23 protein-coding genes are annotated in these 20,026 nt (G+C 55.3%); 13 read left to right on the forward strand and 10 right to left on the reverse strand.

From position 1 onward, the window contains the following. Positions 1–115 precede the first annotated feature (115 nt). On the reverse strand, positions 116–640 hold the full coding sequence (locus L977_RS06505) for a lipocalin family protein (RefSeq protein WP_014881956.1): 525 nt from the start codon (positions 638–640) through the stop codon (positions 116–118). Positions 641–757: 117 nt separating this feature from the next. Between L977_RS06505 and L977_RS06510 the strand changes: the two genes are divergently transcribed. The 4 genes from L977_RS06510 (at position 758) to L977_RS06525 (ending at position 4,290) form a co-directional block, all read left to right on the forward strand. Beyond that, complete coding sequence (locus tag L977_RS06510; protein ID WP_014881955.1) at positions 758–1,483, forward strand: MerR family transcriptional regulator; 726 nt, start codon at positions 758–760, stop codon at positions 1,481–1,483. A 99-nt stretch (positions 1,484–1,582) separates the two neighbouring features. After that, entirely contained in the window at positions 1,583–1,993 is a 411-nt protein-coding gene (gene uraH / locus L977_RS06515; RefSeq protein WP_014881954.1) for a hydroxyisourate hydrolase, read from the forward strand. A 102-nt stretch (positions 1,994–2,095) separates the two neighbouring features. Further along, positions 2,096–3,055, forward strand: coding sequence for a YbgA family protein (locus tag L977_RS06520; protein ID WP_047625359.1), 960 nt, complete (start codon positions 2,096–2,098; stop codon positions 3,053–3,055). Positions 3,056–3,201: 146 nt separating this feature from the next. Beyond that, the gene (locus tag L977_RS06525; RefSeq protein WP_047625361.1) at positions 3,202–4,290 is read left to right on the forward strand and encodes an AAA family ATPase; all 1,089 of its coding nucleotides are present in this window, start codon (positions 3,202–3,204) and stop codon (positions 4,288–4,290) included. 43 nt (positions 4,291–4,333) lie between these two features. Here L977_RS06525 and L977_RS06530 read toward each other — a convergent pair whose 3' ends face one another. The 4 genes from L977_RS06530 to L977_RS06545 form a co-directional block, all read right to left on the reverse strand. After that, positions 4,334–5,287 carry a GlxA family transcriptional regulator gene (locus tag L977_RS06530; RefSeq protein ID WP_014881951.1) on the reverse strand — a complete coding sequence of 318 codons (954 nt, stop codon included), beginning with the start codon at positions 5,285–5,287 and terminating at the stop codon, positions 4,334–4,336. A gap of 26 nt (positions 5,288–5,313) precedes the next feature. After that, positions 5,314–6,093 carry an MBL fold metallo-hydrolase gene (locus tag L977_RS06535; RefSeq protein ID WP_045281338.1) on the reverse strand — a complete coding sequence of 260 codons (780 nt, stop codon included), beginning with the start codon at positions 6,091–6,093 and terminating at the stop codon, positions 5,314–5,316. 120 nt (positions 6,094–6,213) lie between these two features. Beyond that, entirely contained in the window at positions 6,214–7,014 is an 801-nt protein-coding gene (gene nlpA, locus L977_RS06540; RefSeq protein WP_014881949.1) for a lipoprotein NlpA, read from the reverse strand. A 147-nt stretch (positions 7,015–7,161) separates the two neighbouring features. Beyond that, on the reverse strand, positions 7,162–7,581 hold the full coding sequence (locus tag L977_RS06545) for a GNAT family N-acetyltransferase (protein ID WP_047625363.1): 420 nt from the start codon (positions 7,579–7,581) through the stop codon (positions 7,162–7,164). 140 nt (positions 7,582–7,721) lie between these two features. Between L977_RS06545 and L977_RS06550 the strand changes: the two genes are divergently transcribed. Next, a complete protein-coding gene (locus L977_RS06550) occupies positions 7,722–8,018 on the forward strand; it encodes a YicS family protein (RefSeq protein WP_014881947.1) in 297 nt (98 codons plus the stop codon). Positions 8,019–8,079: 61 nt separating this feature from the next. Here the strand turns inward: L977_RS06550 and L977_RS06555 are convergent, their stop codons facing one another. Beyond that, a complete protein-coding gene (locus L977_RS06555; RefSeq protein ID WP_014881946.1) occupies positions 8,080–9,030 on the reverse strand; it encodes a LacI family DNA-binding transcriptional regulator in 951 nt (316 codons plus the stop codon). 293 nt (positions 9,031–9,323) lie between these two features. On the opposite strand from L977_RS06555, the gene L977_RS06560 reads away from it, so the two are divergent. The 6 genes from L977_RS06560 (at position 9,324) to L977_RS06585 (ending at position 15,252) form a co-directional block, all read left to right on the forward strand. Further along, positions 9,324–9,638, forward strand: a complete 315-nt coding sequence (locus L977_RS06560; RefSeq protein ID WP_014830072.1) for a PTS sugar transporter subunit IIB — start codon at positions 9,324–9,326, stop codon at positions 9,636–9,638. An 11-nt stretch (positions 9,639–9,649) separates the two neighbouring features. Further along, complete coding sequence (locus L977_RS06565; protein ID WP_023331699.1) at positions 9,650–10,975, forward strand: PTS sugar transporter subunit IIC; 1,326 nt, start codon at positions 9,650–9,652, stop codon at positions 10,973–10,975. Between the two features lie 17 nt (positions 10,976–10,992). After that, positions 10,993–12,369, forward strand: coding sequence for a glycoside hydrolase family 1 protein (locus tag L977_RS06570; protein WP_047625366.1), 1,377 nt, complete (start codon positions 10,993–10,995; stop codon positions 12,367–12,369). Positions 12,370–12,374: 5 nt separating this feature from the next. After that, positions 12,375–12,677 (forward strand): PTS lactose/cellobiose transporter subunit IIA, encoded by a 303-nt coding sequence (locus L977_RS06575; protein WP_029741865.1) that lies wholly within the window; start codon positions 12,375–12,377, stop codon positions 12,675–12,677. A 136-nt stretch (positions 12,678–12,813) separates the two neighbouring features. After that, positions 12,814–14,193 (forward strand): carbohydrate porin, encoded by a 1,380-nt coding sequence (locus L977_RS06580; protein WP_047625369.1) that lies wholly within the window; start codon positions 12,814–12,816, stop codon positions 14,191–14,193. A 153-nt stretch (positions 14,194–14,346) separates the two neighbouring features. Continuing rightward, entirely contained in the window at positions 14,347–15,252 is a 906-nt protein-coding gene (locus L977_RS06585) for an EamA family transporter (RefSeq protein ID WP_014881941.1), read from the forward strand. A gap of 42 nt (positions 15,253–15,294) precedes the next feature. Here L977_RS06585 and nepI read toward each other — a convergent pair whose 3' ends face one another. The 3 genes from nepI to L977_RS06600 form a co-directional block, all read right to left on the reverse strand. Next, positions 15,295–16,485, reverse strand: a complete 1,191-nt coding sequence (gene nepI / locus L977_RS06590) for a purine ribonucleoside efflux pump NepI (RefSeq protein ID WP_047625371.1) — start codon at positions 16,483–16,485, stop codon at positions 15,295–15,297. 102 nt (positions 16,486–16,587) lie between these two features. Then, positions 16,588–17,040: a DUF1198 domain-containing protein gene (locus L977_RS06595; protein ID WP_047625373.1), complete on the reverse strand. Its 453-nt coding sequence runs from the start codon at positions 17,038–17,040 to the stop codon at positions 16,588–16,590. 94 nt (positions 17,041–17,134) lie between these two features. After that, a complete protein-coding gene (locus L977_RS06600; RefSeq protein ID WP_047625375.1) occupies positions 17,135–18,154 on the reverse strand; it encodes an alpha/beta fold hydrolase in 1,020 nt (339 codons plus the stop codon). Between the two features lie 312 nt (positions 18,155–18,466). Between L977_RS06600 and L977_RS06605 the strand changes: the two genes are divergently transcribed. Together L977_RS06605 and L977_RS06610 are read left to right on the forward strand one after the other, a co-directional pair. Continuing rightward, positions 18,467–18,919 carry an STM2901 family protein gene (locus L977_RS06605; RefSeq protein ID WP_047625376.1) on the forward strand — a complete coding sequence of 151 codons (453 nt, stop codon included), beginning with the start codon at positions 18,467–18,469 and terminating at the stop codon, positions 18,917–18,919. Further along, a complete protein-coding gene (locus tag L977_RS06610; protein ID WP_014881936.1) occupies positions 18,919–19,236 on the forward strand; it encodes a DUF1493 family protein in 318 nt (105 codons plus the stop codon). Before L977_RS06605 ends, L977_RS06610 begins: the two co-directional genes overlap by 1 nt. 24 nt (positions 19,237–19,260) lie before the next feature. Here the strand turns inward: L977_RS06610 and L977_RS06615 are convergent, their stop codons facing one another. Then, entirely contained in the window at positions 19,261–19,743 is a 483-nt protein-coding gene (locus L977_RS06615) for an Hcp family type VI secretion system effector (RefSeq protein ID WP_047625378.1), read from the reverse strand. Positions 19,744–20,026 lie beyond the last annotated feature (283 nt).

Raw genomic sequence — 20,026 nt, forward strand, 5'->3', positions numbered from 1 at the left:
AGCCACGGGATCGGTCAACCGATCCTTAACTGATCGGCATTACTTCCCTCCGTTGGGGTTTTAACGGAAGTCTATCCAGGCGAGTCCGTAATACCCTACGAAGAAAGCACGATCTTTACTGCTTCACCCACACCAGTTGGTCAACCCGGAAGCCCAGACTGCGCGCGGTGTTCAGGTAATCCTGCTTCACCGCATCCGGGATGGTCGGCGTGCGTGACAAAATCCACAGATAATCGCGGTTCGGGCCGCTGACCAGCGCGTACTGGTACTTGTCGTCCAGTTTGATTACGTTATACCCGCCGTAGAACGGACCGAAGAACGACACCTTCAGCGCGGCGGTGGTCGGCTCGCCGGTGAAGTACGCTTTCCCCTCACTTTCATTCCACTTGTTTTTCACCGGATCGTAACCCCGGTTCAGCACGCTGATACCGCCGTCGCTGCGCTTGCCGTAGGTGGCGGTCACCTGCTCCAGACCGCGTTCAAAGCGGTTTTCCAGGCGCGCGACTTCGTACCATTTGCCGAGATAACGGCTGGCTTCAAAATGAGTAATAGGCTGCACGCCTTTCGGCGGCGTAGGGGATTTACAGGCAACCAGGGTCAGCGCAATGGCAACACCGGTCACAACAGGCCATAGCTTCATGAGAATTCCTTTCATTTGCACGGTTGGATGTTAAGTGTAGTGCACCGTTTCGGCGCTTCATCCCGTTCGGGAAAATTCGTAGTATATTGAGAGTATTCCTCCACTCTGGACACGGACATGGCTTACTCCATCGGCGAATTCGCCAGACTCAGCGGCATTACCGCCACCACCCTCCGGGCGTGGCAGCGTCGCTACGGTTTACTCAAGCCACAGCGCACGGAAGGCGGTCACCGCCAGTACAGCGATGAGGACGTCCAGCAGGCGCTGAAAATCCTCGACTGGGTCAAAAAAGGCGTCCCTATCGGCCAGGTCAAACCGCTGCTGGAGCGCCCGACGCTGGGGCGGACCAACAACTGGCAAACCCTGCAGCAGAACATGCTGCAGCGCCTGCAGGACGGCAAAGTCGAATCCCTGCGCCAGATGATTTACGACGCCGGACGCGAGTACCCAAGACCAGAGCTGGTCGCGAACGTGCTGCGTCCGCTGCGCAGCCAGGTCTCGGCTAACGTTGCCGCCGCCATGACCCTGCGCGCGATCCTCGACGGCATCATCATCGCCTACACCTCGTTTTGTCTCGAAGGTGATAAGAAAGCGCCGGGCGACAATATTCTGCTCAGCGGCTGGCATCTCAACGACCCGTGCGAGATCTGGCTCGAAGCCCTAACGCGCACCGGTCAGGGTCACCGGATCGACATCCTGCCGGTTCCCCCTGCCACGCTGGCTCCGGAGATTTTCCCGGAGCGGAAATGGCTTCTGGTCACCAGCGGCAAACTTACCGCCGGACGGAAAAAGCAGCTGGAGCAGTGGCAGCAGCAGGTATCGCTTGAAGTGATTATCCTCTGATCATTTTCTGCTGTGGGAATCTTCACGAAAAGTTGAATATTTTCCCGCGCCGCAGATGCTAACGTTTTCCTGTGACGAATAACTCCACAGGAAAACACCATGAAAAAAACAACCCCTCTGCTGTTCCTGGCCGCCATGGCCTTTGCCCCTGCCGCCTTTAGCGCCCCTGCCGGCACGCTAAGCGTCCACATTCTCGACCAGCAAACCGGGATGCCGCCATCAGACGTGACCGTTACGCTGGAGAAGCAGCAGCAGGACAAATGGACCCCGGTTGCCAGCGGCAAAACCGACCACGACGGACGTATCAAATCGCTCTATCCGCAGGACCAGGACATGCAGCCTGGCGTGTATAAAGTGACCTTTAAAACCGCAGAGTACTTCCACGGCAAAAAGCTGGACACCTTCTTCCCGGAGATCCCGGTGCTGTTTACCGTGACCCGCACCAACGAAAAGCTGCACATCCCGCTTCTGCTGAGTCAGTACGGTTACTCGACCTACAAGGGCAGTTAAGACGCATTGATTCTAAAGGAATAAAAAAAATAGTTCCGCGAATACTTGGACAAATTAGTCATGTTGTGTAAGTTTTAATTATATGAACGGGAGGACCACACCATGACAACGAAACCTGTGCTCGGTATTAGCGGATGTTTGACCGGCTCCGCCGTACGCTTTGACGGCGGACACAAGCGTATGGGCTTCGTTATGGATGAGCTGGCCCAGTGGGTGAATTTCCGCCCCGTCTGCCCGGAAATGGCGATCGGGCTGCCGACGCCTCGCCCGGCCATACGCCTGACGCTGACGGACAGCGGCGAGACGCAGCTCCGTTTCAGCAAGCCGCCTCATGATGACCTCACGCAGAAAATGGTCGAATTTACGGCGGACTATCTGCCAAAAATCGGCGATCTTTCGGGATTTATCGTCTGTGCAAAATCCCCAAGCTGTGGCCTGGAACGCGTGCGGCTGTACGATGAAAACGGCAACCGGGGCCGCAAGGAGGGCGTCGGGCTGTTCACCGCCGCCCTTCTTGAAACCTACCCGTGGCTGCCCGTCGAGGAAGATGGTCGGCTGCACGACCCTGTGCTACGGGAAAACTTTATTGAGCGGGTATTTGCCCTGCACGAGCTAAACACGCTGCGCGCTAAAGGTCTGACGCGACGTGGGCTGCTGGATTTCCACAGCCGCTATAAGTTGCAGCTGCTGGCGCACCATCAGGCGGGCTACCGTGAAATCGGCCCGTTCGTTGCCTCGCTGCACGAGTGGGAAGACCTGGACGCCTTCTTTGTGGCGTACCGGGAAAAGCTGATGACCATCCTGAAAAAACCGGCTTCGCGGAAGAACCACACCAACGTGCTGATGCATATTCAGGGGTATTTCCGCAACCAGCTAAACACCCGCCAGCGCGGTGAGCTGCGCGACGTGATCCTGCACTATCGCAACGGGCAGTTGCCTATTCTCGCCCCGATCACGCTGCTGAAGCACTACCTGGCCGAATATCCTGACCGGTATCTGATGACGCAAAACTACTTTGATCCCTATCCTGATGATTTGGGTCTGCGTCTGGCAGTCAAGTGATCACAAAAATGCGAAGGCCCCATTGACCCGTAGAGGCCCAAAGCAGTACCCCGTTTAGACGACATCCTCACTGTCGTCTCTTTTTTGCATTTAACCTCAAAGACTGTGATTATATACAGGCTTATTCTGCAAAAAGGGGCCTGCCCGTGATCAACACCCTGCACATTCAAAACTACCGCTCCATCCGCGAGATGTCGCTTGAGCTGGAGCAGCTCAACATCGTCTTCGGCCCGAACGGCACCGGGAAATCCAATATTTACAAGGCGATACACCTGATGCACAGCGCCGCCCAGGGGCAGTTCTCCCAGGCGCTGGCGAACGAGGGCGGCATTCTGAAGGTGTTCTGGGCAGGCAAAACCCGCAGCGACCAGCTGCGGCGGATGAACCTGGCGGTGGAAACCGAGACCTACGAATACGAGCTGCAGGTCGGGTTTGTGGAGAGACTGCCCTATCCCTCGCAGTTTCAGCTCGACCCGGTGATCAAAGAGGAGTCCATCTGGCTGAGCGGCCAGCATCGACGCCCGTCGTCACAGCTGATGAAGCGTAAGAATCAGGCGGTGTTTCTGAATAACGTGCATCACGAGAAAGTGACCCACAGCGGCACGCTGTACGAGAACGAATCGGTGTTCGGGCAGCTCGGCGAACCGCATCTTTACCCGGAAGTGTCGCAGATGCGCGAGTCCCTGCGTAACTGGCGCTTTTATCATGAGTTTTCCGTCTCATCCGGCTCGGCGATGCGTGCCCCGCAGGTCGGGTTCCGTTCACCGGTGCTGGCCAGCGACGGTGCCAACCTGGCGGCGGCGTTTCAGACCATCGTGGAGATTGGCGACGAACTGCTCCTGATGCGCATCCTCGACCAGGCCTTCCCCGGCTGCGTGTTTTACAGTGACAACACCGACGGACGTTTTCGCATGATGATGCAGCGCGAGGGGCTGAGCAGGCCGCTGGAACCGGCGGAGTTCTCCGACGGCACCCTGCGCTTTCTGTGCCTGGCGGTGGCGCTGTTAAGCCCGCGCCCACCGGCGTTTATCGCGTTGAACGAACCGGAAAACAGCCTGCATCCGCAGATGCTGCCCGCGCTGGCGAGCTTAATCGCCGAGGCCAGCCGCTACTCGCAGATTTGGCTCACCAGCCACTCGCCGGAGCTGGCGAAGTTGATTGAGAAACAGAGATCCTTTTCGCTGTACCAGCTGTCGATGGCGGAGGGGGAGACGAGGGTGGAGAGGCTGGGGTAGCTCAATCTCTTCATACCCAACTTACCGGGGTGGAACTTCCACGCTAGCTATGCAGACGAAACGTCTTTCGCCACTCCGCAGGACTTACCCCAAAACGCGCCTTAAACTGCTGTCGCCAGGTGACGGCAGAATTAAATCCCACCAGCTCGGCCACGCGTTCAATCGGCATATTTCCGGCTTCAAGCAGGATCTGGCTACGCCGCAGGCGTTCGGCGGTAAGCCAGTCGGCGACGCTCATTCCCGTGGCTTTAATAAAGTGACGGGTCAGCGTGCGGCGGCTCATCGAAACCACCTCCGCCAGCGAGTCCAGGCTATGCGGTTCGGTGATGTGCTGCTGTAGATAGTCGATCAGGCAATTGATACGTGCATCGCGGGTGTCATTCGGAACAGGCTGAGCAATAAACTGCGCCTGACCGCCCTCGCGGTGCGGCGGCACAATCATCCGCCGGGCAATCTGGTTGGCGACCACGCTGCCAAAGCGCTGACGAATGATATACAGGCAGCAGTCCAGCGCAGCCGCGGTTCCGGCAGAGGTGATGATATTGCCGTCATCCACGTAGAGGGCATTGATATCCAACTGGACGTGCGGAAAGAGCGACTGGAACTGATTTTCGAACTCCCAGTGGGTGGCAGCGCGCTTGCCGTCGAGAATGCCCGCATAGCCCAGCACAAACGACCCCAGACACAGCCCGACGATTTCCGCGCCGTTGTCTCTCGCCTGCACCAGGCTGTCGAGCAGCGTCTGAGGCGGGCGTTCGAGGACGTGCTGCCAGTAGGGAACAACGACTATATCGGCCCGACCAATGGCGGTGTAGTCCTGCGTGGCGTTGAGGGCGAACCCGTCTTTTGAGGTGAGGAACCCCGGCGTTTCGGCGCAAATCGTCACGTTAAAGCGCTTTTCGCCGGAGACGGAATCGCCAAACAGAATGCAGGGAACGGAGTAGTGGAACGGGCTGAACCCGTCTACCGCGACAATCGCGACGTTGATTAGCGACATTTGTCTCTCCTTTCCCTTTAACGCACTCAGAATATAACGGTTTCGCCATCCTGGGGAATGGTCACTGCGTCACTCACCTGATTGGCTTCAACGTACTCACGCAGCGCGCTGCGGGTCAGCAGGCAGTGGTTGATGGCTTCCATATGGCTCGCCACTATTTTGGCCTGTGGGAGCAGGAAATGAACGTTGAGCACATCCTCCTGCCCCATAATAATGGGGCCAAAACCAATGACGTGTGCATAGCCTGCGTTCAGTACCACCACGTCCGGCTGGTGCTTTTGCAGATCGGCCGCCACCGCGTCACGCCAGACGGTATCCCCGGCAAGATAAAGCGTCTTCTCATCAGGATGACGCAGCACCACGCCACAGGCCTCGCCCAGACGCTCCGCCAGCTCCGGCACGGCGTAAGCCCGGTCGGTACCGTGTTGGCCGCCGTGGGTTTTAGCAATCTGAATCCCGTCGAAGGTGGTCGCGTCAGTCATGACCGTCAGGTTGATAAACCCCTGGCTGCGCAGCAGCGCGGCATCACGATCGTTTTGCACGTAGATCGGCTTGTCTTTGGCGATCAGCTCTGCCGCGGCGCGATCCCAGTGATCGTCATGGGTATGGGTGACGATCACCGCGTCGGCGTTCAGCAGCGTGTTGACGTCAACAGGGAGTTCGACCGTCGGGTTACGGCGTTCGGCATGTGCCGTGCCGGGAAAGCCCGGATAAGCATCTTTCGGGGCCAGCATCGGGTCGATTAAAAGACGTTTCCCAGCGTAGGTAATCAGCAGGGTGGCGTTGCGAATTTGGGTAATGTTCATGGGCTATCCTCCGGTTGGTGTGATAAGGAGGATAGCCCGACGTCGCAGGTCACGCTGTGGGTTAAAGGGCGATTACCGATGGAATCGGGCCAATTTAAACTCCGCGTTTTCAGGCAGAATTTACCAGCCCGGTACCGCTCCGCCGTTAAAGATCGTCTCAGCCGCTTTCGCCACTTCCGGTGACTGATACGACTGGATAAATTCCTTCACGTTCTCCGCGTCTTTGTTGTCTTCGCGCGCCACCACGATGTTCACGTACGGCGAATTTTTATCTTCTATAAAGACGCTGTCATGCACCGGCGACAGCCCGGTTTGCTGAAGATAGGTGGTGCTGATGATGGCGACATCCACTTTGGGATCGTCCAGCACGCGCGGCAGCTGCGCCCCTTCCAGCTCCATGATGTTCAGATGTTTAGGGTTAGCGGTAATATCCAGCGCCGTCGGCAGCAGGCCGGTGTCTGGCTTCAGGGTAATGAGCTTCTCTTTTTGCAGCAGCAACAGCGCGCGGCCAAGGTTGGTTGGGTCGTTTGGAATGGCAATGGTCGCACCGTTCTTCAGGTCCGAAACGGATTTGATTTTGCGTGAATAACCGGCCATCGGGAACACGAAGGTATTCGCCACGGCAACCAGCTTGTAGCCATGCGCCTTGTTATCTTCTGCAAGGAACGGACGGTGCTGAAAGACATTGGCATCCAGCTCTCCCTGGTTGGTGGCATCGTTAGGCAATAGCGAGCCGCTGAAGCCGACCAGCTCCACGTCCAGGCCATATTTCTCTTTCGCCACCTTTTTGGCGACTTCCGCCACGTCCTGCTCGGCGCCGTTGATGACGCCTACTTTAATGTGTCTGGCATCGCTGCCATTTTGATCGCACCCTGCCAGCAGCAGGCCAGCGAGGACCAGCGCACCCAATCGACGTTTCACGAGACAGTTCCTTTTGCTGAATGTTTCAATGACTATATCGACAACGAGGCGGGGAAATAAAAAACGAAAAAGAATCAATAAGAAGGATAAGTTATATGCGGGTATCGCCGGGTGGCTCTGCGCTTCCCCGGCCCGCAGAATCAGAATTTAAAGCGCTTTCGTCAGGTAATGACGCTGCATACCCGGGTATGGGTAATCCTGCAAAGACATCTGCAGCTGGTAGCCCTGTTTTTCATAGAACGGGCGCGCCTGGAAGCTAACGGTATCCACCAGCGCGTGCTTGCAGCCTTTACGCCTGGCTTCATTTTCCGCCGTGTTGATAAGCTGGCTGCCCACACCGCTGCCCCGTACGGTATCGCTCACCCAGAGATAGTCGATATTCAGCCAGTCGCCTTTACGTACGCCGATTAAGCCGCCCAGCATGACGCCCTTTTCGTCTCGAACGTAAACGCCTATGTCACCGCTAAAGTTCGTCAAATCGAGGAACCGTCCGTTATAGGCTCTCAGACCCACAATTAGCTCTTCTTTTTCCTGCGGCGTGACGGCGTCAGTAATGCTCAAGTGCATATTTTCTCTCCTTGTTTTCTGTGCCGTCTCACTATCGCACACCGGTGGCGTGGAGAAAATTCATACTTTCGACTGGCGTCGCTACACTGAATGTAACGATATATTTCATGGGAAGCATGTGACTTCTAAAGGGGGTTTTGATGAAAGCTGCGCACCTGGTCTGCCTGCTGGTTTGTCTGCTCTTCGCCGCGTTTGTCCATGCTCAGGAAAAGGATGACCCCGCGAAAGAGGCGCAAATAAAGCAGCAGGTCCTTAAAGATATTAAGAAAACCTGTACGCCACAGAGAAAGCAGAGCGATAAAGCCTGGCAGGAGATGATTTTGTCGTCCGAGGCCAATCAGTTGCTGATCAAAAATGCCGTTACCGCCGTCAAGCGCGACAATCTGGATGCTTACTGGGCGGCGATTGGTCAGGTGGACTGTATGGAAGATTATTGAGGGCTGGAAACGTGCTTCTCGCCGGGTGGCGGCTGCGCCTTACCCGGCCTACACAACATTTTTAACGCTTACGCACATCCGGAATAATTAAATCCCCGCGCAGCACATACGAACCCAGCATCTGCGTTTTCTCCGTCAGCCAGCTCACGATACGCGCCGCCATGGCATCCATGGAATATTCAATGGCCGGGATCACCGGAATACCCGGCAGGTGCAGGGATCCAGCAAGGCTGAAGACCATAATGTCTTCCGGCACGGATTTATTAAACGCCTGCAGCTGTGGGATCACTCGCTGGGCTTCTTGCTCGTCCGCCACCAGTAATGCGTTGAAATTCAGCGTGCTGGCGTTGTTAAGCAGCTCCTGTAGCGCAACGGACGAGGAGGTCGCGTCCATAAAGACGAGGTTGCGATTAAAGGGCAGAAAATTTTTCTCCAGCGCATGTTTGTAGCCGAGCAGCACCTGATCGGCAAAACCGCTGCCGTGCGGGTGGATCAGGGCAATCTGGCGACGACCCTGGCTGGTCAGGTAGTTACAGGCGGTTTCAGCGGCAAAGGCGTGATCGAACTGGATGCTATTGGAATTATCGGACTCCATACAGTCCACGAGGATGACGTTGTCCATATCCACGTCCAGCGGGAAACGCGCGCCGATGACGAGGATGTCATCACACAAACCGCAGGAGAGCTCTTCGAGCGCATTCATTACTTCGGCTTTGCTATGCGCGAAGCGCAGCAGCAGGTGTTTTTGATGCTGGCTGAGATGTTTTTCCAGCGCGTACAAATAACCGGTGGTCTGGTTAATATTTTCCTGTGCGCAAATGACGCCGATACATCCCGTCGACTGGCTCAGCAGCGACTGGGCAATCACATTAGGCCGGTAGTTAAGCTCATCCACTGCCTTCAGAACGGCCTGACGGCTGGCTTCCTTTACGCCACGCGACCCACTCAACACTCGCGATACCGTGGCTTTAGATACCCCGGCAAGACGTGATACATCATTGATTGTCGACATCTCTTTCCCCTGACAGGCTTACCTCGCGCCTGCAAATTCCATGACCGCTTCGGCTCATATTATAGCCAGAACGGAGTATATCCGTTTCCGTTTTCCATGGAAACCGATTTTCCGTTTCCACTCAAAATGATGTCAAAACAGCCAAATTATGTGACTTACATCCGGTTAATTAGCCTCATAAGTAAGGGATCTTGATGGTTGTCACACTTCTGTCTTTTATGAATGGAAACCGGTTTCCGTATAATGTCCAATCATTCCCGCAATAACTTTTTACATTTAGAGGATGGTTGTCGATGTTCAAGATTATGCTGTGCTGCTCTGCCGGGATGTCCACCAGCCTGTTGGTCAGCAAAATGGTCGATGTCGCGAAAGAACGTGGTTTGCCGGTGAAAATAGATGCGTACGGTGTTTCCGAATTTGATACGCAGTTTCCGCAATACCAGGTGGTGCTTCTCGGACCACAAGTGAAATACATGTTACAGACACTCTCAGACAAGGCGGCTACGAAAGGCATTCCGGTCCAGCCCATCGACATGATGGACTACGGCATGCAGCGTGGCGATAAAGTACTGGACTATGCTCTGTCGCTCATCGAAGCGGCACACTAAAAGGTGTTCACATGAGTTCGTTATATCAATCCATGGTCGCGGTGATTGAGCAGTCAATTACCCCGCTGGCCGCCAAACTTGGTCAGCAAAAGTATGTGATTGCTATCCGCGACGGCTTTACCGCCGCGCTGCCGTTCATGATCATCGGCTCGTTTATGCTGGTGTTCATCTTCCCGCCGTTTTCGGCGGATACTACCAATAGCTTTGCGCGCGGCTGGCTGGATTTCTCCCAGACTTACCGCGAACAGCTGATGCTGCCGTTTAACCTCAGCATGGGCGTGATGACCTTCTTCATCTCGGTGGGGATTGGGGCGAGCCTGGGGCGCCAGTTTAACCTCGACCCGGTGATGTCCGGCCTGCTGGCATTTATGGCCTTCCTGCTGGTCGCCGCGCCGTATGCCGACGGTAAAATCTCGACCCAGTATCTCTCCGGCCAGGGCATTTTTACCGCGCTGATCACCGCCATCTACGCCACCCGCGTTTATGCGTGGCTGAAGCAGAACAACGTCACCATCCGCCTGCCGAAAGAAGTACCGACCGGCGTGGCGCGTTCGTTTGAGATCCTGATCCCGGTGATGGTGGTGATCGGTACCCTGCACCCGTTGAACCTGTTCATCGAAGCGCAAACCGGGATGATTATCCCGCAGGCGATCATGCACCTGCTGGAGCCGCTGGTCTCTGCCTCCGACTCCCTGCCCGCTATTCTGCTCTCCGTGCTGCTGTGCCAGATCTTCTGGTTCGCCGGTATCCACGGCTCGCTGATTGTCACCGGCATCATGAACCCGTTCTGGATGGCGAACCTCTCGGCAAACCAGGCGGCACTGGCGGCCGGCGCGGCGCTGCCGCACGTATACCTGCAGGGCTTCTGGGATCACTACCTGCTGATTGGCGGCGTAGGCTCCACGTTACCCCTGGCGTTCCTGCTGCTGCGCAGCCGCGTTACCCATCTGCGTACCATCGGCAAAATGGGCGTGGTGCCCAGCTTCTTTAACATCAACGAACCGATTCTGTTTGGCGCGCCGATCATCATGAACCCGATGCTGTTCATTCCGTTCGTGTGCGTTCCGCTGATCAACGCCTGTCTGGCGTATGCGGCAACCAAACTCGGCTGGCTGGCGCAGGTCGTCTCGTTAACCCCGTGGACCACCCCGGCACCGATTGGCGCCTCGTGGGCGGCGAACTGGGCGCTGAGCCCGGTGGTGATGTGCCTTGTGTGTATGGTGATGTCCGCGCTGATGTATCTGCCTTTCCTGCGTGCCTATGAGCGTACGCTGATGAAAAACGAAGAGCAGAAAGCCCAGGCAACCGTCGGTGCTGCCGAAACCGCAAGCAATTAAGTCAAAGAGGAAAGGTCATGAAATACGCATTTCCCGATAACTTCTGGTGGGGCAGCGCAAGCTCCGCTCTCCAGACGGAAGGGGCAAGAGAGGGCGAAACCACGTGGGATTACTGGTTTGCCCGCGAGCCAAACCGTTTTCACAACGGCGTGGGGCCGCAGCAGACCTCCACGTTTTATCAGCACTGGAAAACGGACATTCAGCTGTTAAAGCAGCTGAACCACAACAGCTTTCGTACCTCGATTAGCTGGGCGCGCCTGATCCCTGACGGTATCGGTGAAGTGAACCCGGAAACGGTCGATTTTTATCATCAGGTCATTGATGAGCTGAATGAACAGGGCATCACGCCGTTTATTACCCTGTTCCATTTCGACATGCCGATGGCGATGCAGGCGATCGGTGGCTGGGAAAACCGAGAAGTCGTGGACGCATACGCCCGCTATGCGCAGATTTGCTTCGAGCTGTTTGGCGATCGCGTGCTGCACTGGTTTACCTTCAACGAACCGATCGTCCCGGTGGAAGGCGGCTATCTGTACGACTTCCACTACCCGAACGTGGTGGATTTTCGTCGGGCAGCCACCGTGGCGTATCACACCGTGCTGGCCCACGCAAAGGCGGTTCAGGCCTACCGCGCCGGTCACTACGCGGGGGAAATCGGCATCGTATTAAACCTGACGCCGTCCTATCCGCGCTCGCAAAACCCGGCGGACGTGAAGGCGGCACACATTGCGGATCTGATGTTTAACCGCAGCTTCCTCGACCCGGTCCTGCGCGGCGAATACCCGGCGGACCTGGTTGCGCTGCTGAAGGCATACGATCAGCTGCCTGCCTGTAAGCCGGAAGATAGCGCCCTGATCGCGGAAGGGAAAATCGACCTGCTCGGCGTGAACTACTATCAGCCGCGCCGCGTTAAGTGTCGTGACAGCGCGGTGAACCCGCAGGCGCCGTTTATGCCGGAGTGGTTCTTTGATAACTACGACATGCCGGGCCGCAAGATGAACCCGTACCGCGGCTGGGAAATCTACGCGCCGGGTATTTACGATATTCTGGTTAACCTGCGTGATAATTACGGCAACCCGCGCTGCTTTATTTCGGAAAACGGCATGGGTGTCGAAAATGAACAGCGCTTTATTGAAAATGGCCAGATTAACGATAAATACCGTATCGAGTTTATTTCTGAGCATTTAACGTGGCTGCATAAAGGGATTAGCGAGGGCTGCAATTGTCTTGGCTACCATATGTGGACGTTTATTGATAACTGGTCATGGTGTAATGCGTATAAAAATCGCTACGGGTTTATTCAGCTCGATGTAGAGACGCAGCAGCGCACCATTAAGAAAAGCGGAGAGTGGTTTGCCGCCACCGCCTTAAATAATAGTTTTGAACAAGAGTAATGATGATGATCGCACTAGAAGAAGCCGTAATGGAAATTATCGTCAATGCCGGACAGTCCCGCAGCCTGTGCTTTGAAGCCCTGCACGCGGCGCGTCAGGGCAACATTGACGAGGCCAAAAGTCTGCTGCGCGAAGCCGATGGCTACGCGCGCCAGGCGCACAAGATGCAAACCAAACTGATTGAGCAGGATGCTGGCGAAGGCCGCCAGCCGATGACCTTAATTATGGTTCATGCCCAGGATCATTTAATGAACTCCTTATTAGCGCGTGAATTATCCGAAGAAATTATTCATTTATATCAGAGATAGTCTATGGCGAAATAATTAATGTAATACCTCTGTACCCTAAATAGAGATCCACTTGTTCTGATGATAGCGACATACTCTGTCAGATCGGAGCGGGATGGTTATTGTCTGAATAAAATTAAACTATATTGAGATAACCATGAATACGATTAAAAAACTTCCATTAACCATGGCGGTTATCGCCGCGCTTTGCCCAATTTCTGTACTCGCACAAGAATTTACGCAGGAGCAAATCGACGCCATTGTGGCTAAATCGGTGGACAAAGCGCTGGCCGAGCGGCAGGCCAAAATGGATGCGGCGGTCGCGAAAAAGGCAGACGTGGTGACCGAGCCGCAAAGCGCGGCGCAATCCCCGGATATGGCGATCCCGTTCGGGGTGAAATTTACCGGTTACGCCCGCTACGGCGCGCACTTCCAGGCCGCCGATCAGAAATACGTAGCGGTGGACGGTTCCTACAACGGCGCCTCCGCGATTGGTCGTCTGGGTAACGAGGGCAACGGTGGGGAATTCCAGCTCTCTAAAGCCTTCAAGGGTGATAACGGCGCCATCTGGGACATCAACGTGATGATCGACCACTGGGGCGACGAAGTTAACCTTAAAAAAGCCTACGCGGGCGTGACCAACATTATGGCCTCCAACCCGAACGCCTATTTCTGGGCGGGTCGTGACTTCCATCAGCGTCCACAGCAGGGCATTAACGATTACTTCTGGATGAACCACGACGGCCAGGGTGCCGGTGTGAAAAACTTCGACATCGGCGGCGTGCAGTTTGACGTCGCTGCCGTGGCGGCAGTGGAATCCTGTAGCCCGGAAGTGATGGAGGATGAAGCCAACCCGTCGCGCATCACCTGTACCGGCGGTTCCGGCACGGGCGACAAAGGCAACTACGCCGCGACGTCAAAAATTCACGGCATGAAGCTCGGCCCGATCGACATGGAGCTGTACGCTAACTACGGCTTTGACTCCAAAGCGGTTGAAAGCGACGAGCGCCTGAACGCCTGGCAGGGCGGCGTGGTGCTGAGCCACACCAACGACAGCGGCGTGAACAAGGTGATCGCGCGTTACTCCGATAATGCGGACAACAGCGTGTTCAACAAAACCGAGGATCTGACCACGGTTTACGCCAGCTTCGAAGGATTATACAAATTCACCCAGGCCACGCAGGTAGAGTACATCCTCGCCTTCCACGACTACGACAACAGTCGTGATAAGACCGACAACCGTAAGAACTACAACGCCATCGTGCGCCCAATGCACTGGTGGAACGACGTTCACTCCACCTGGCTCGAAGCGGGCTGGCAGCACGTTGATTATGACAACGGCGGCGATAACAAGGGCTGGAAGCTGACCCTGTCGCAGAACATGTCTATCGCCATGGGGCCGGAGTTCCGTCCAATGCTGCGCTTCTACGTGACCGGCGGCAAAGTGGATAACGAACGCACCGCCCGCGTGAATAATACCAAAGACGAAACGCTGGACGACTTCAACGTCGGCGCGATGTGGGAGGCGTGGTTCTAGCAAGGTAAACGCAAAACGGCAACGCAACGTTGCCGTTTTTAGTGTTTTCTCCCTCTCCCTGTGGGAGAGGGCTGGGGTGAGGGCATCAGGCCGCACACAACCCGGCTATATCCCATGTTATGCTACAAAAAAATCAACATAGCAGGGGAGAACATGGGTTCCACACGCAAAGGGATGTTAAACGTCCTGATCGCCGCCGTTTTATGGGGAAGTTCAGGGGTTTGCGCGCAGTACATCATGGAGAAAAGCCACATTTCTTCGCCTTATCTGACCATGGTTCGCCTGCTGTTTACCGGCGTGATCCTGCTGACGCTTTCTTTCGTTCACGGCGACAAGATTTTCTCGGTCATCAAGCATCGCAAAGATGCCCTCAGCCTGCTGTTCTTCTCTCTGGTTGGCGCGCTTACCGTGCAGCTCACCTTCCTGCTGACGATTGAAAAATCCAACGCGGCTACCGCCACCGTGCTGCAGTTTCTGTCACCGACCATTATCGTGGCCTGGTTTGCGCTGGCGCGAAAAAAGCGTCCCGGCGTGTTTGTCCTGTCAGCGATTTTTACGTCGTTGATAGGTACTTTCCTGCTGGTGACTCACGGCGACCCGACCTCGCTCTCCATCTCTCCTGCCGCGCTGTTCTTCGGTATCGCCTCGGCCTTTGCCGCCGCGTTTTACACCACGTATCCCTCAACACTTATTGCCCGCTACGGCACGCTGCCGATTGTCGGCTGGAGTATGTTGATTGCCGGGCTCATGCTGACGCCGTTCTACGCCGGACGCGGGACCACCTTTGTGATTGACGGCGGCCTGCTGCTGGCCTTCTTCTACCTGGTGGTAATCGGTACGGCGCTAACATTTAGCCTGTATCTGAAAGGCGCACAGATGATTGGCGGGCCGAAGGCAAGCATTCTGAGCTGCGCTGAGCCGCTGAGCAGCGCATTACTGTCGGTGGTTTTGCTGGGTGTGGCGTTCACCCTGCCGGACTGGCTGGGGACGCTGTTGATTGTGTCGTCGGTGGTGCTGATTTCGATGGATTCGCGTAGAAGGGTTAAGGCATCGGCGTAGCCTGATGTCCCCTCTCCCCATAGGGGAGAGGGGACATTTGGTTTACTTCGCCTTAACCTTCCCGGCCACCAGCAGCGCTGTCAGCAACATCAGCGTACCGGAAATCACCAGCGGCGACGTCAGTCCCAGATGGTCCAGTGCAACGCCGCCCACCGCCGCGCCGCAGGTGTTTGCCAGTTGGATCACGGCCACCTGAATCGACCCGGCTTTCTCCGCCTGATCGGCCAACGAGCGAGTAATCCACGTCGACCAGCCAACCGGCACCAGCGCAAAAGCAAAGCCCCAGATAACCGCAATCGCCGAGGCGACCCACTTATCGCTACCCCACAGCACCAGCACCGTGGCACTCACTGCCAGTACCAGCGGCGCGCCAGCCAGCGCCACTTTCAGGGAACGTTTCAGGAACTGGGACGACAGCGACGTACCGACAAAGCTGGCGATACCAAAGCTCAGCAACACCAGCGTCAGACCATCCACGTCAAAGCCCGCCATGGTCATATACACCGGACGGATGTAGGTGAAGAAGGCAAACTGCCCGGCAAAGGCCATAAAGATGGCGGTCATCCCCGCCAGCACACCCGGACGCTTGAGGAGGCTGAACATATTCTGTTTGTGATGCGCCGCTTCGCCCGGCAGGGACGGCAATGCCTTCCATACCCAGAGAATACAGAGCACGCCCATCACCGCCGCCGCGTTGAAGACGTTACGCCAGCCGATGATCCCGCCGAGGAAGCTGCCCAACGGTGCGGCAATCACCAGCGCGATGGAGACCGCACCGAAGATGACGGACAGCGCTTTCGGCACCGTACGCGCGGGTACCAGGCGCATAGTGAGCGAGGCGGACATCGCCCAGAAACCGCCAAGACCCAGTCCCAGACAGGCGCGCCCCAGCAGCAACAGGGTGAAGTTTTCCGCGAAGGAGACCAGCAGGCAGGAGAGCGTCAGAAGGACGCTGAAAAGAATAACCACTTTGCGGCGGTCAATGGCGCCAATCACCTGCGTAATAAACAGACTGGCGAACATCGCCACAAAGGCGGTCACGGTAACGGACTGCCCCGCCACGCCCTCGGAAATGCCGAGATCCTGCGCCATCGGCGTCAACAGGCTGACCGGCAGAAACTCGACGGTGATCAGGCAGGCAACGCAGAACGCCACGGAGAAAACCGCCGACCAGTTGGGGCGAGAAACCTCTTTGGTCTGCGGTCTGGTCGAGGGCTGGATATGTTCTGTCATGGCGTCACCTGAAGATAAAAACGTGCGGAAAAGTCGCGCAGTTTATCATCAAAAGTGTGACGAATTTAACGTTTAGACAACTTTTGTGGTTTTTAGAGGGAATTAATGCAGGTAAAACACGCCCTCTTCCGGCAGGAAAAGATGGTTATAGCGTAGCTGAAAGGCATTAAGCTCCTGCGGGTCGGGCTCCATCTCGCGCATAAAGCCGAGCGCCAGACGAATTTGCGCATCGGTTATCGGCGCACCCAGGCGGGCTTTACGCAGCAGACGGTGCCACGTATGCAGGTTCTCTTCACTGCCGTCGACAATGCAGACCTGCCAGATCAGCAATACCTGCGCCGCGTTTTGCAGATGCGCCTCGTCCGGGCGTTCAAGATAACGGATAAACTCATTGCCCGGCGTTTTACCGAACTGATCGATCATCGACTCAACCGGCATCGGGGTGATCCCCAGCCGTTCGCTTAAACGTTTGATGGCGCGGCGGGAATCTGAGGTCAGGACGCGAAATCCCACCACAAACACCACGGCAAGCGTTGCCAGCATTATCCAGACCATGCGTTCTCCTCAGACTAGCCGCTTATCATAGCGGGAAACGCAAGGCCTCGACAGCGGGCAAAATGCTATTAGTGTAGTGAAAAGAGGTGGAAAATCATTCTAAAAGCGGATCGCCGCGCTGAAGCCCCTTCAGCAGTGCCTCGTGGAAGCGCGCAGGATCCTGCATCTGCGGCGCATGACCCATATCGTTAAATTCCACCAGCGTCGCGTGCGGAATGCGTTTTGCCGTCTCTTTCCCCAGCACCGCATAGTTGCCGAGCGTCTTGCGGATCTCCGGCGGGGCGAGATCTTTCCCGATGGCGGTGTTGTCCTTCGTGCCGATCATCAATAATACCGGCATCTTCAGGTCGCTAAATTCGTAGATCACCGGCTGGGTGTAAATCATGTCGTAGAGCAGCGCCGAGTTCCAGGCCACGCGCGCTTTACCCGGCCCGTTGTTCAGCCCGGCGAGCATGGTCACCCAACGCTCGTATTCCGGCTTCCACTCCCCAGCGTAGTAGGTGTTTTTCTCGTACTGACGAATACCGTCGGCGCTGACCTTCAGTTCGCGCTGGTACCACTGGTCGACGGTAATATGCGGCACACCGCGCGCTTTCCAGTCTTCCAGCCCAATCGGATTGACCATCACCAACTGCTCTACCTGCTGCGGCCACATCAGCGCGTAGCGCGTCGCCAGCATGCCGCCGGTCGAATGCCCGATAACCGTCACGCGATCGACACCCAGGGATGCGAGCAGCGCATGGGTATTGTCCGCCAGCTGCTGGAAGGTGTACTGATACCGCTCCGGCTTGGTGGATTTACAGAAACCGATCTGGTCGGGTGCCACCACGCGATAACCCCTGGCCGAGAGCGCGCGGATCGTGCCGTCCCAAGTTCCAGCGCAGAAGTTTTTGCCGTGCATCAATACCACGGTGCGACCGTTGGGTTTTTCCGGCTTAACGTCCAGATAAGCCATATCCAGAGACTGGTTTTGTGAGGTAAAGGTAAAGTGTTTTACCGGCCAGCCGTAATCGAAACCTTCCAGCTTTTCGCCGTAGGAAGGGGTATCCGCGGCCATTGCGGGTGACGCCAGCGCCATCAGCAGCGCAAGGCAGGATAATCGTCGGGTTAACATGCGGGCTCTCCATAACAAAACGGTCAAATGCCGCGCAGCGCGGCAGCAAAAATAAACTGTAGAGCATGCAGGGGAGCGGGTCTGTAAAGCGGAGTAAAGGTGGGATGTAAAATATCCTTAAGTCAAGCTCATATGTTATATGCAATTTCAGAAGATGCCGGCCTCATTACAGCTTGCCGACATCACGACCTCATAATCGACAAATAGCCTGTTTGCGGGCGCTTTTCTTAATTTCATAAAACTATTACTCACTCATTATCCTTAAGTTAAGCAAGGCTATAACCTTGTTTAAACTGAATTCAGGATGATGCTATGGATACAATAGAGGAATCTGGTGGGACATATTTCTATCGCGGGAATTCGAATGTAACCCCACAGGAGCTATTTTTGCTGATATTCGCTGAGGGTCTGGCGAACCATTTGGGCGTAACGATAGAGACTGCTGCAACAATCCTTGCAGGTCAGCCTTTAATACCCAAGCGTAAGGTGTTGGGCGCGTCAGGCTCGCGTACAAGTGTTGCCTCCAAACTAGCACGTCGCATATTGAAGGGAGTCCGCTTTCCTGGAGGTATGAGGGTGGAGACCATGATCGGTATGGGTAAAACAAGACAAACAAATAAGGTTGGGGCAGTAGTTGGAAGGGTTGTTCCGTTCGTCGGCTATGCCCAGGCAGTCATTGTATTTACCCTTGTGGCCAAAGAAACCAGAAACAAGTACAACCTGATAGCCCGACCGAAAGATCGGATCGAATGGACATACTTCTAATGTTATTGCCTGATGATCAAGAATTTTTGGATTACATCACTGAAAACTACAGTGAACTGAAACGTCCCGCCCAGAAGGAATGGACCTTCCAGGAGCATTTCAACCTCGTTCCTGAAGATCTTGAGGATATGCTGCTTGACCTTTTCAATCGCTATGGGATTGAGTACAGCAACTTTGTTCTGGACAACTATTTTGAGCCGGAGCTGTTTTGGTTCCAGTTTGGACTTCGAAAGAAGTTTCGGGATCGACAGTATAAGCCGCTAACGCTCGAAATGATTATTGAGTCTGCCAAATCCGGGCACTGGTTATATGATTAAGGGGCGGCTTGCCCCTTACGTTCTTTACGCTGACTGACGCTCGTTCCAGGCATCGCTAAAGATGATGTTCCCGTCGTTATGCTTCCAGGTAATTTTCTCGTAACGTAGTTCAACCGTTTCCATATGGTTTTCGTTAGGGTTATCGCCTGGTGCCATCGCGGGCGAGATAGAAACGACCCTGACGCCTTCGAGCAGCATAGTAAAGTATTCTTCTTCCTGGCCGGAGTAGTTAATCCTGTACCATTTTATCTCAGCAGAGACCAGGCTTTGCCCTGTCGCTACCGCTTTATAGAGATATGGGCTTGAGCAATCGAATTCTTTAATGATTAACATAGGTGAATGTATGCGCGTACCGGTTATTTTGCCGGTGGCGTTATCAGTTGGGATCATGAGGTTATGATGGAACCCCTTTACCTCAATGCTGCATTCTCTGTGCTGAACATCAACTCCGCCTTTGATTAATGCTCCACCGTCATCCTTAAGCCATAAGTAAGCTGGTATAGCCATGTTAATTTTTTCCTTGAGAACGTTGTTATAGTCAAACACCGGGTTGTGTTCTGGCTAGCGGTTGGCTTGAAAACTTAATTCATGTTCTTCTTTTTAGTGCGCCTATCTCCCCCCAGCGTATGCCCGGTGCGGCTATAAAAGTTCAAGCCAGGTCATGTTTACGCCTGGTCGATCTCTTTTTGAGATATTGACCAGGCATTTTTTAACCATATTAAGAAGTTAGATTATGAACGCTCCAGAAAACACCGTATTACAACCGGTCCTCTGGCGACCGACTGCTGGT

The organism is Enterobacter sp. ZOR0014 (genome assembly GCF_000798855.1).
Taxonomy (GTDB): Bacteria; Pseudomonadota; Gammaproteobacteria; order Enterobacterales; family Enterobacteriaceae; genus Enterobacter; species Enterobacter kobei.

Excerpts from the sequence above, each read along its gene's own strand:
- L977_RS06505 (WP_014881956.1), bottom strand. The coding sequence starts at position 640 with ATGAAGCTATGGCCTGTTGTGACCGGTGTTGCCATTGCGCTGACCCTG.
- L977_RS06510 (WP_014881955.1), top strand. The coding sequence starts at position 758 with ATGGCTTACTCCATCGGCGAATTCGCCAGACTCAGCGGCATTACCGCC.
- uraH (WP_014881954.1), top strand. The coding sequence starts at position 1,583 with ATGAAAAAAACAACCCCTCTGCTGTTCCTGGCCGCCATGGCCTTTGCC.
- L977_RS06520 (WP_047625359.1), top strand. The coding sequence starts at position 2,096 with ATGACAACGAAACCTGTGCTCGGTATTAGCGGATGTTTGACCGGCTCC.
- L977_RS06530 (WP_014881951.1), bottom strand. The coding sequence starts at position 5,287 with ATGTCGCTAATCAACGTCGCGATTGTCGCGGTAGACGGGTTCAGCCCG.
- L977_RS06535 (WP_045281338.1), bottom strand. The coding sequence starts at position 6,093 with ATGAACATTACCCAAATTCGCAACGCCACCCTGCTGATTACCTACGCT.
- L977_RS06545 (WP_047625363.1), bottom strand. The coding sequence starts at position 7,581 with ATGCACTTGAGCATTACTGACGCCGTCACGCCGCAGGAAAAAGAAGAG.
- L977_RS06550 (WP_014881947.1), top strand. The coding sequence starts at position 7,722 with ATGAAAGCTGCGCACCTGGTCTGCCTGCTGGTTTGTCTGCTCTTCGCC.
- L977_RS06555 (WP_014881946.1), bottom strand. The coding sequence starts at position 9,030 with ATGTCGACAATCAATGATGTATCACGTCTTGCCGGGGTATCTAAAGCC.
- L977_RS06560 (WP_014830072.1), top strand. The coding sequence starts at position 9,324 with ATGTTCAAGATTATGCTGTGCTGCTCTGCCGGGATGTCCACCAGCCTG.
- L977_RS06565 (WP_023331699.1), top strand. The coding sequence starts at position 9,650 with ATGAGTTCGTTATATCAATCCATGGTCGCGGTGATTGAGCAGTCAATT.
- L977_RS06570 (WP_047625366.1), top strand. The coding sequence starts at position 10,993 with ATGAAATACGCATTTCCCGATAACTTCTGGTGGGGCAGCGCAAGCTCC.
- L977_RS06575 (WP_029741865.1), top strand. The coding sequence starts at position 12,375 with ATGATCGCACTAGAAGAAGCCGTAATGGAAATTATCGTCAATGCCGGA.
- L977_RS06580 (WP_047625369.1), top strand. The coding sequence starts at position 12,814 with ATGAATACGATTAAAAAACTTCCATTAACCATGGCGGTTATCGCCGCG.
- L977_RS06585 (WP_014881941.1), top strand. The coding sequence starts at position 14,347 with ATGGGTTCCACACGCAAAGGGATGTTAAACGTCCTGATCGCCGCCGTT.
- nepI (WP_047625371.1), bottom strand. The coding sequence starts at position 16,485 with ATGACAGAACATATCCAGCCCTCGACCAGACCGCAGACCAAAGAGGTT.
- L977_RS06595 (WP_047625373.1), bottom strand. The coding sequence starts at position 17,040 with ATGGTCTGGATAATGCTGGCAACGCTTGCCGTGGTGTTTGTGGTGGGA.
- L977_RS06600 (WP_047625375.1), bottom strand. The coding sequence starts at position 18,154 with ATGTTAACCCGACGATTATCCTGCCTTGCGCTGCTGATGGCGCTGGCG.
- L977_RS06605 (WP_047625376.1), top strand. The coding sequence starts at position 18,467 with ATGGATACAATAGAGGAATCTGGTGGGACATATTTCTATCGCGGGAAT.
- L977_RS06610 (WP_014881936.1), top strand. The coding sequence starts at position 18,919 with ATGTTATTGCCTGATGATCAAGAATTTTTGGATTACATCACTGAAAAC.
- L977_RS06615 (WP_047625378.1), bottom strand. The coding sequence starts at position 19,743 with ATGGCTATACCAGCTTACTTATGGCTTAAGGATGACGGTGGAGCATTA.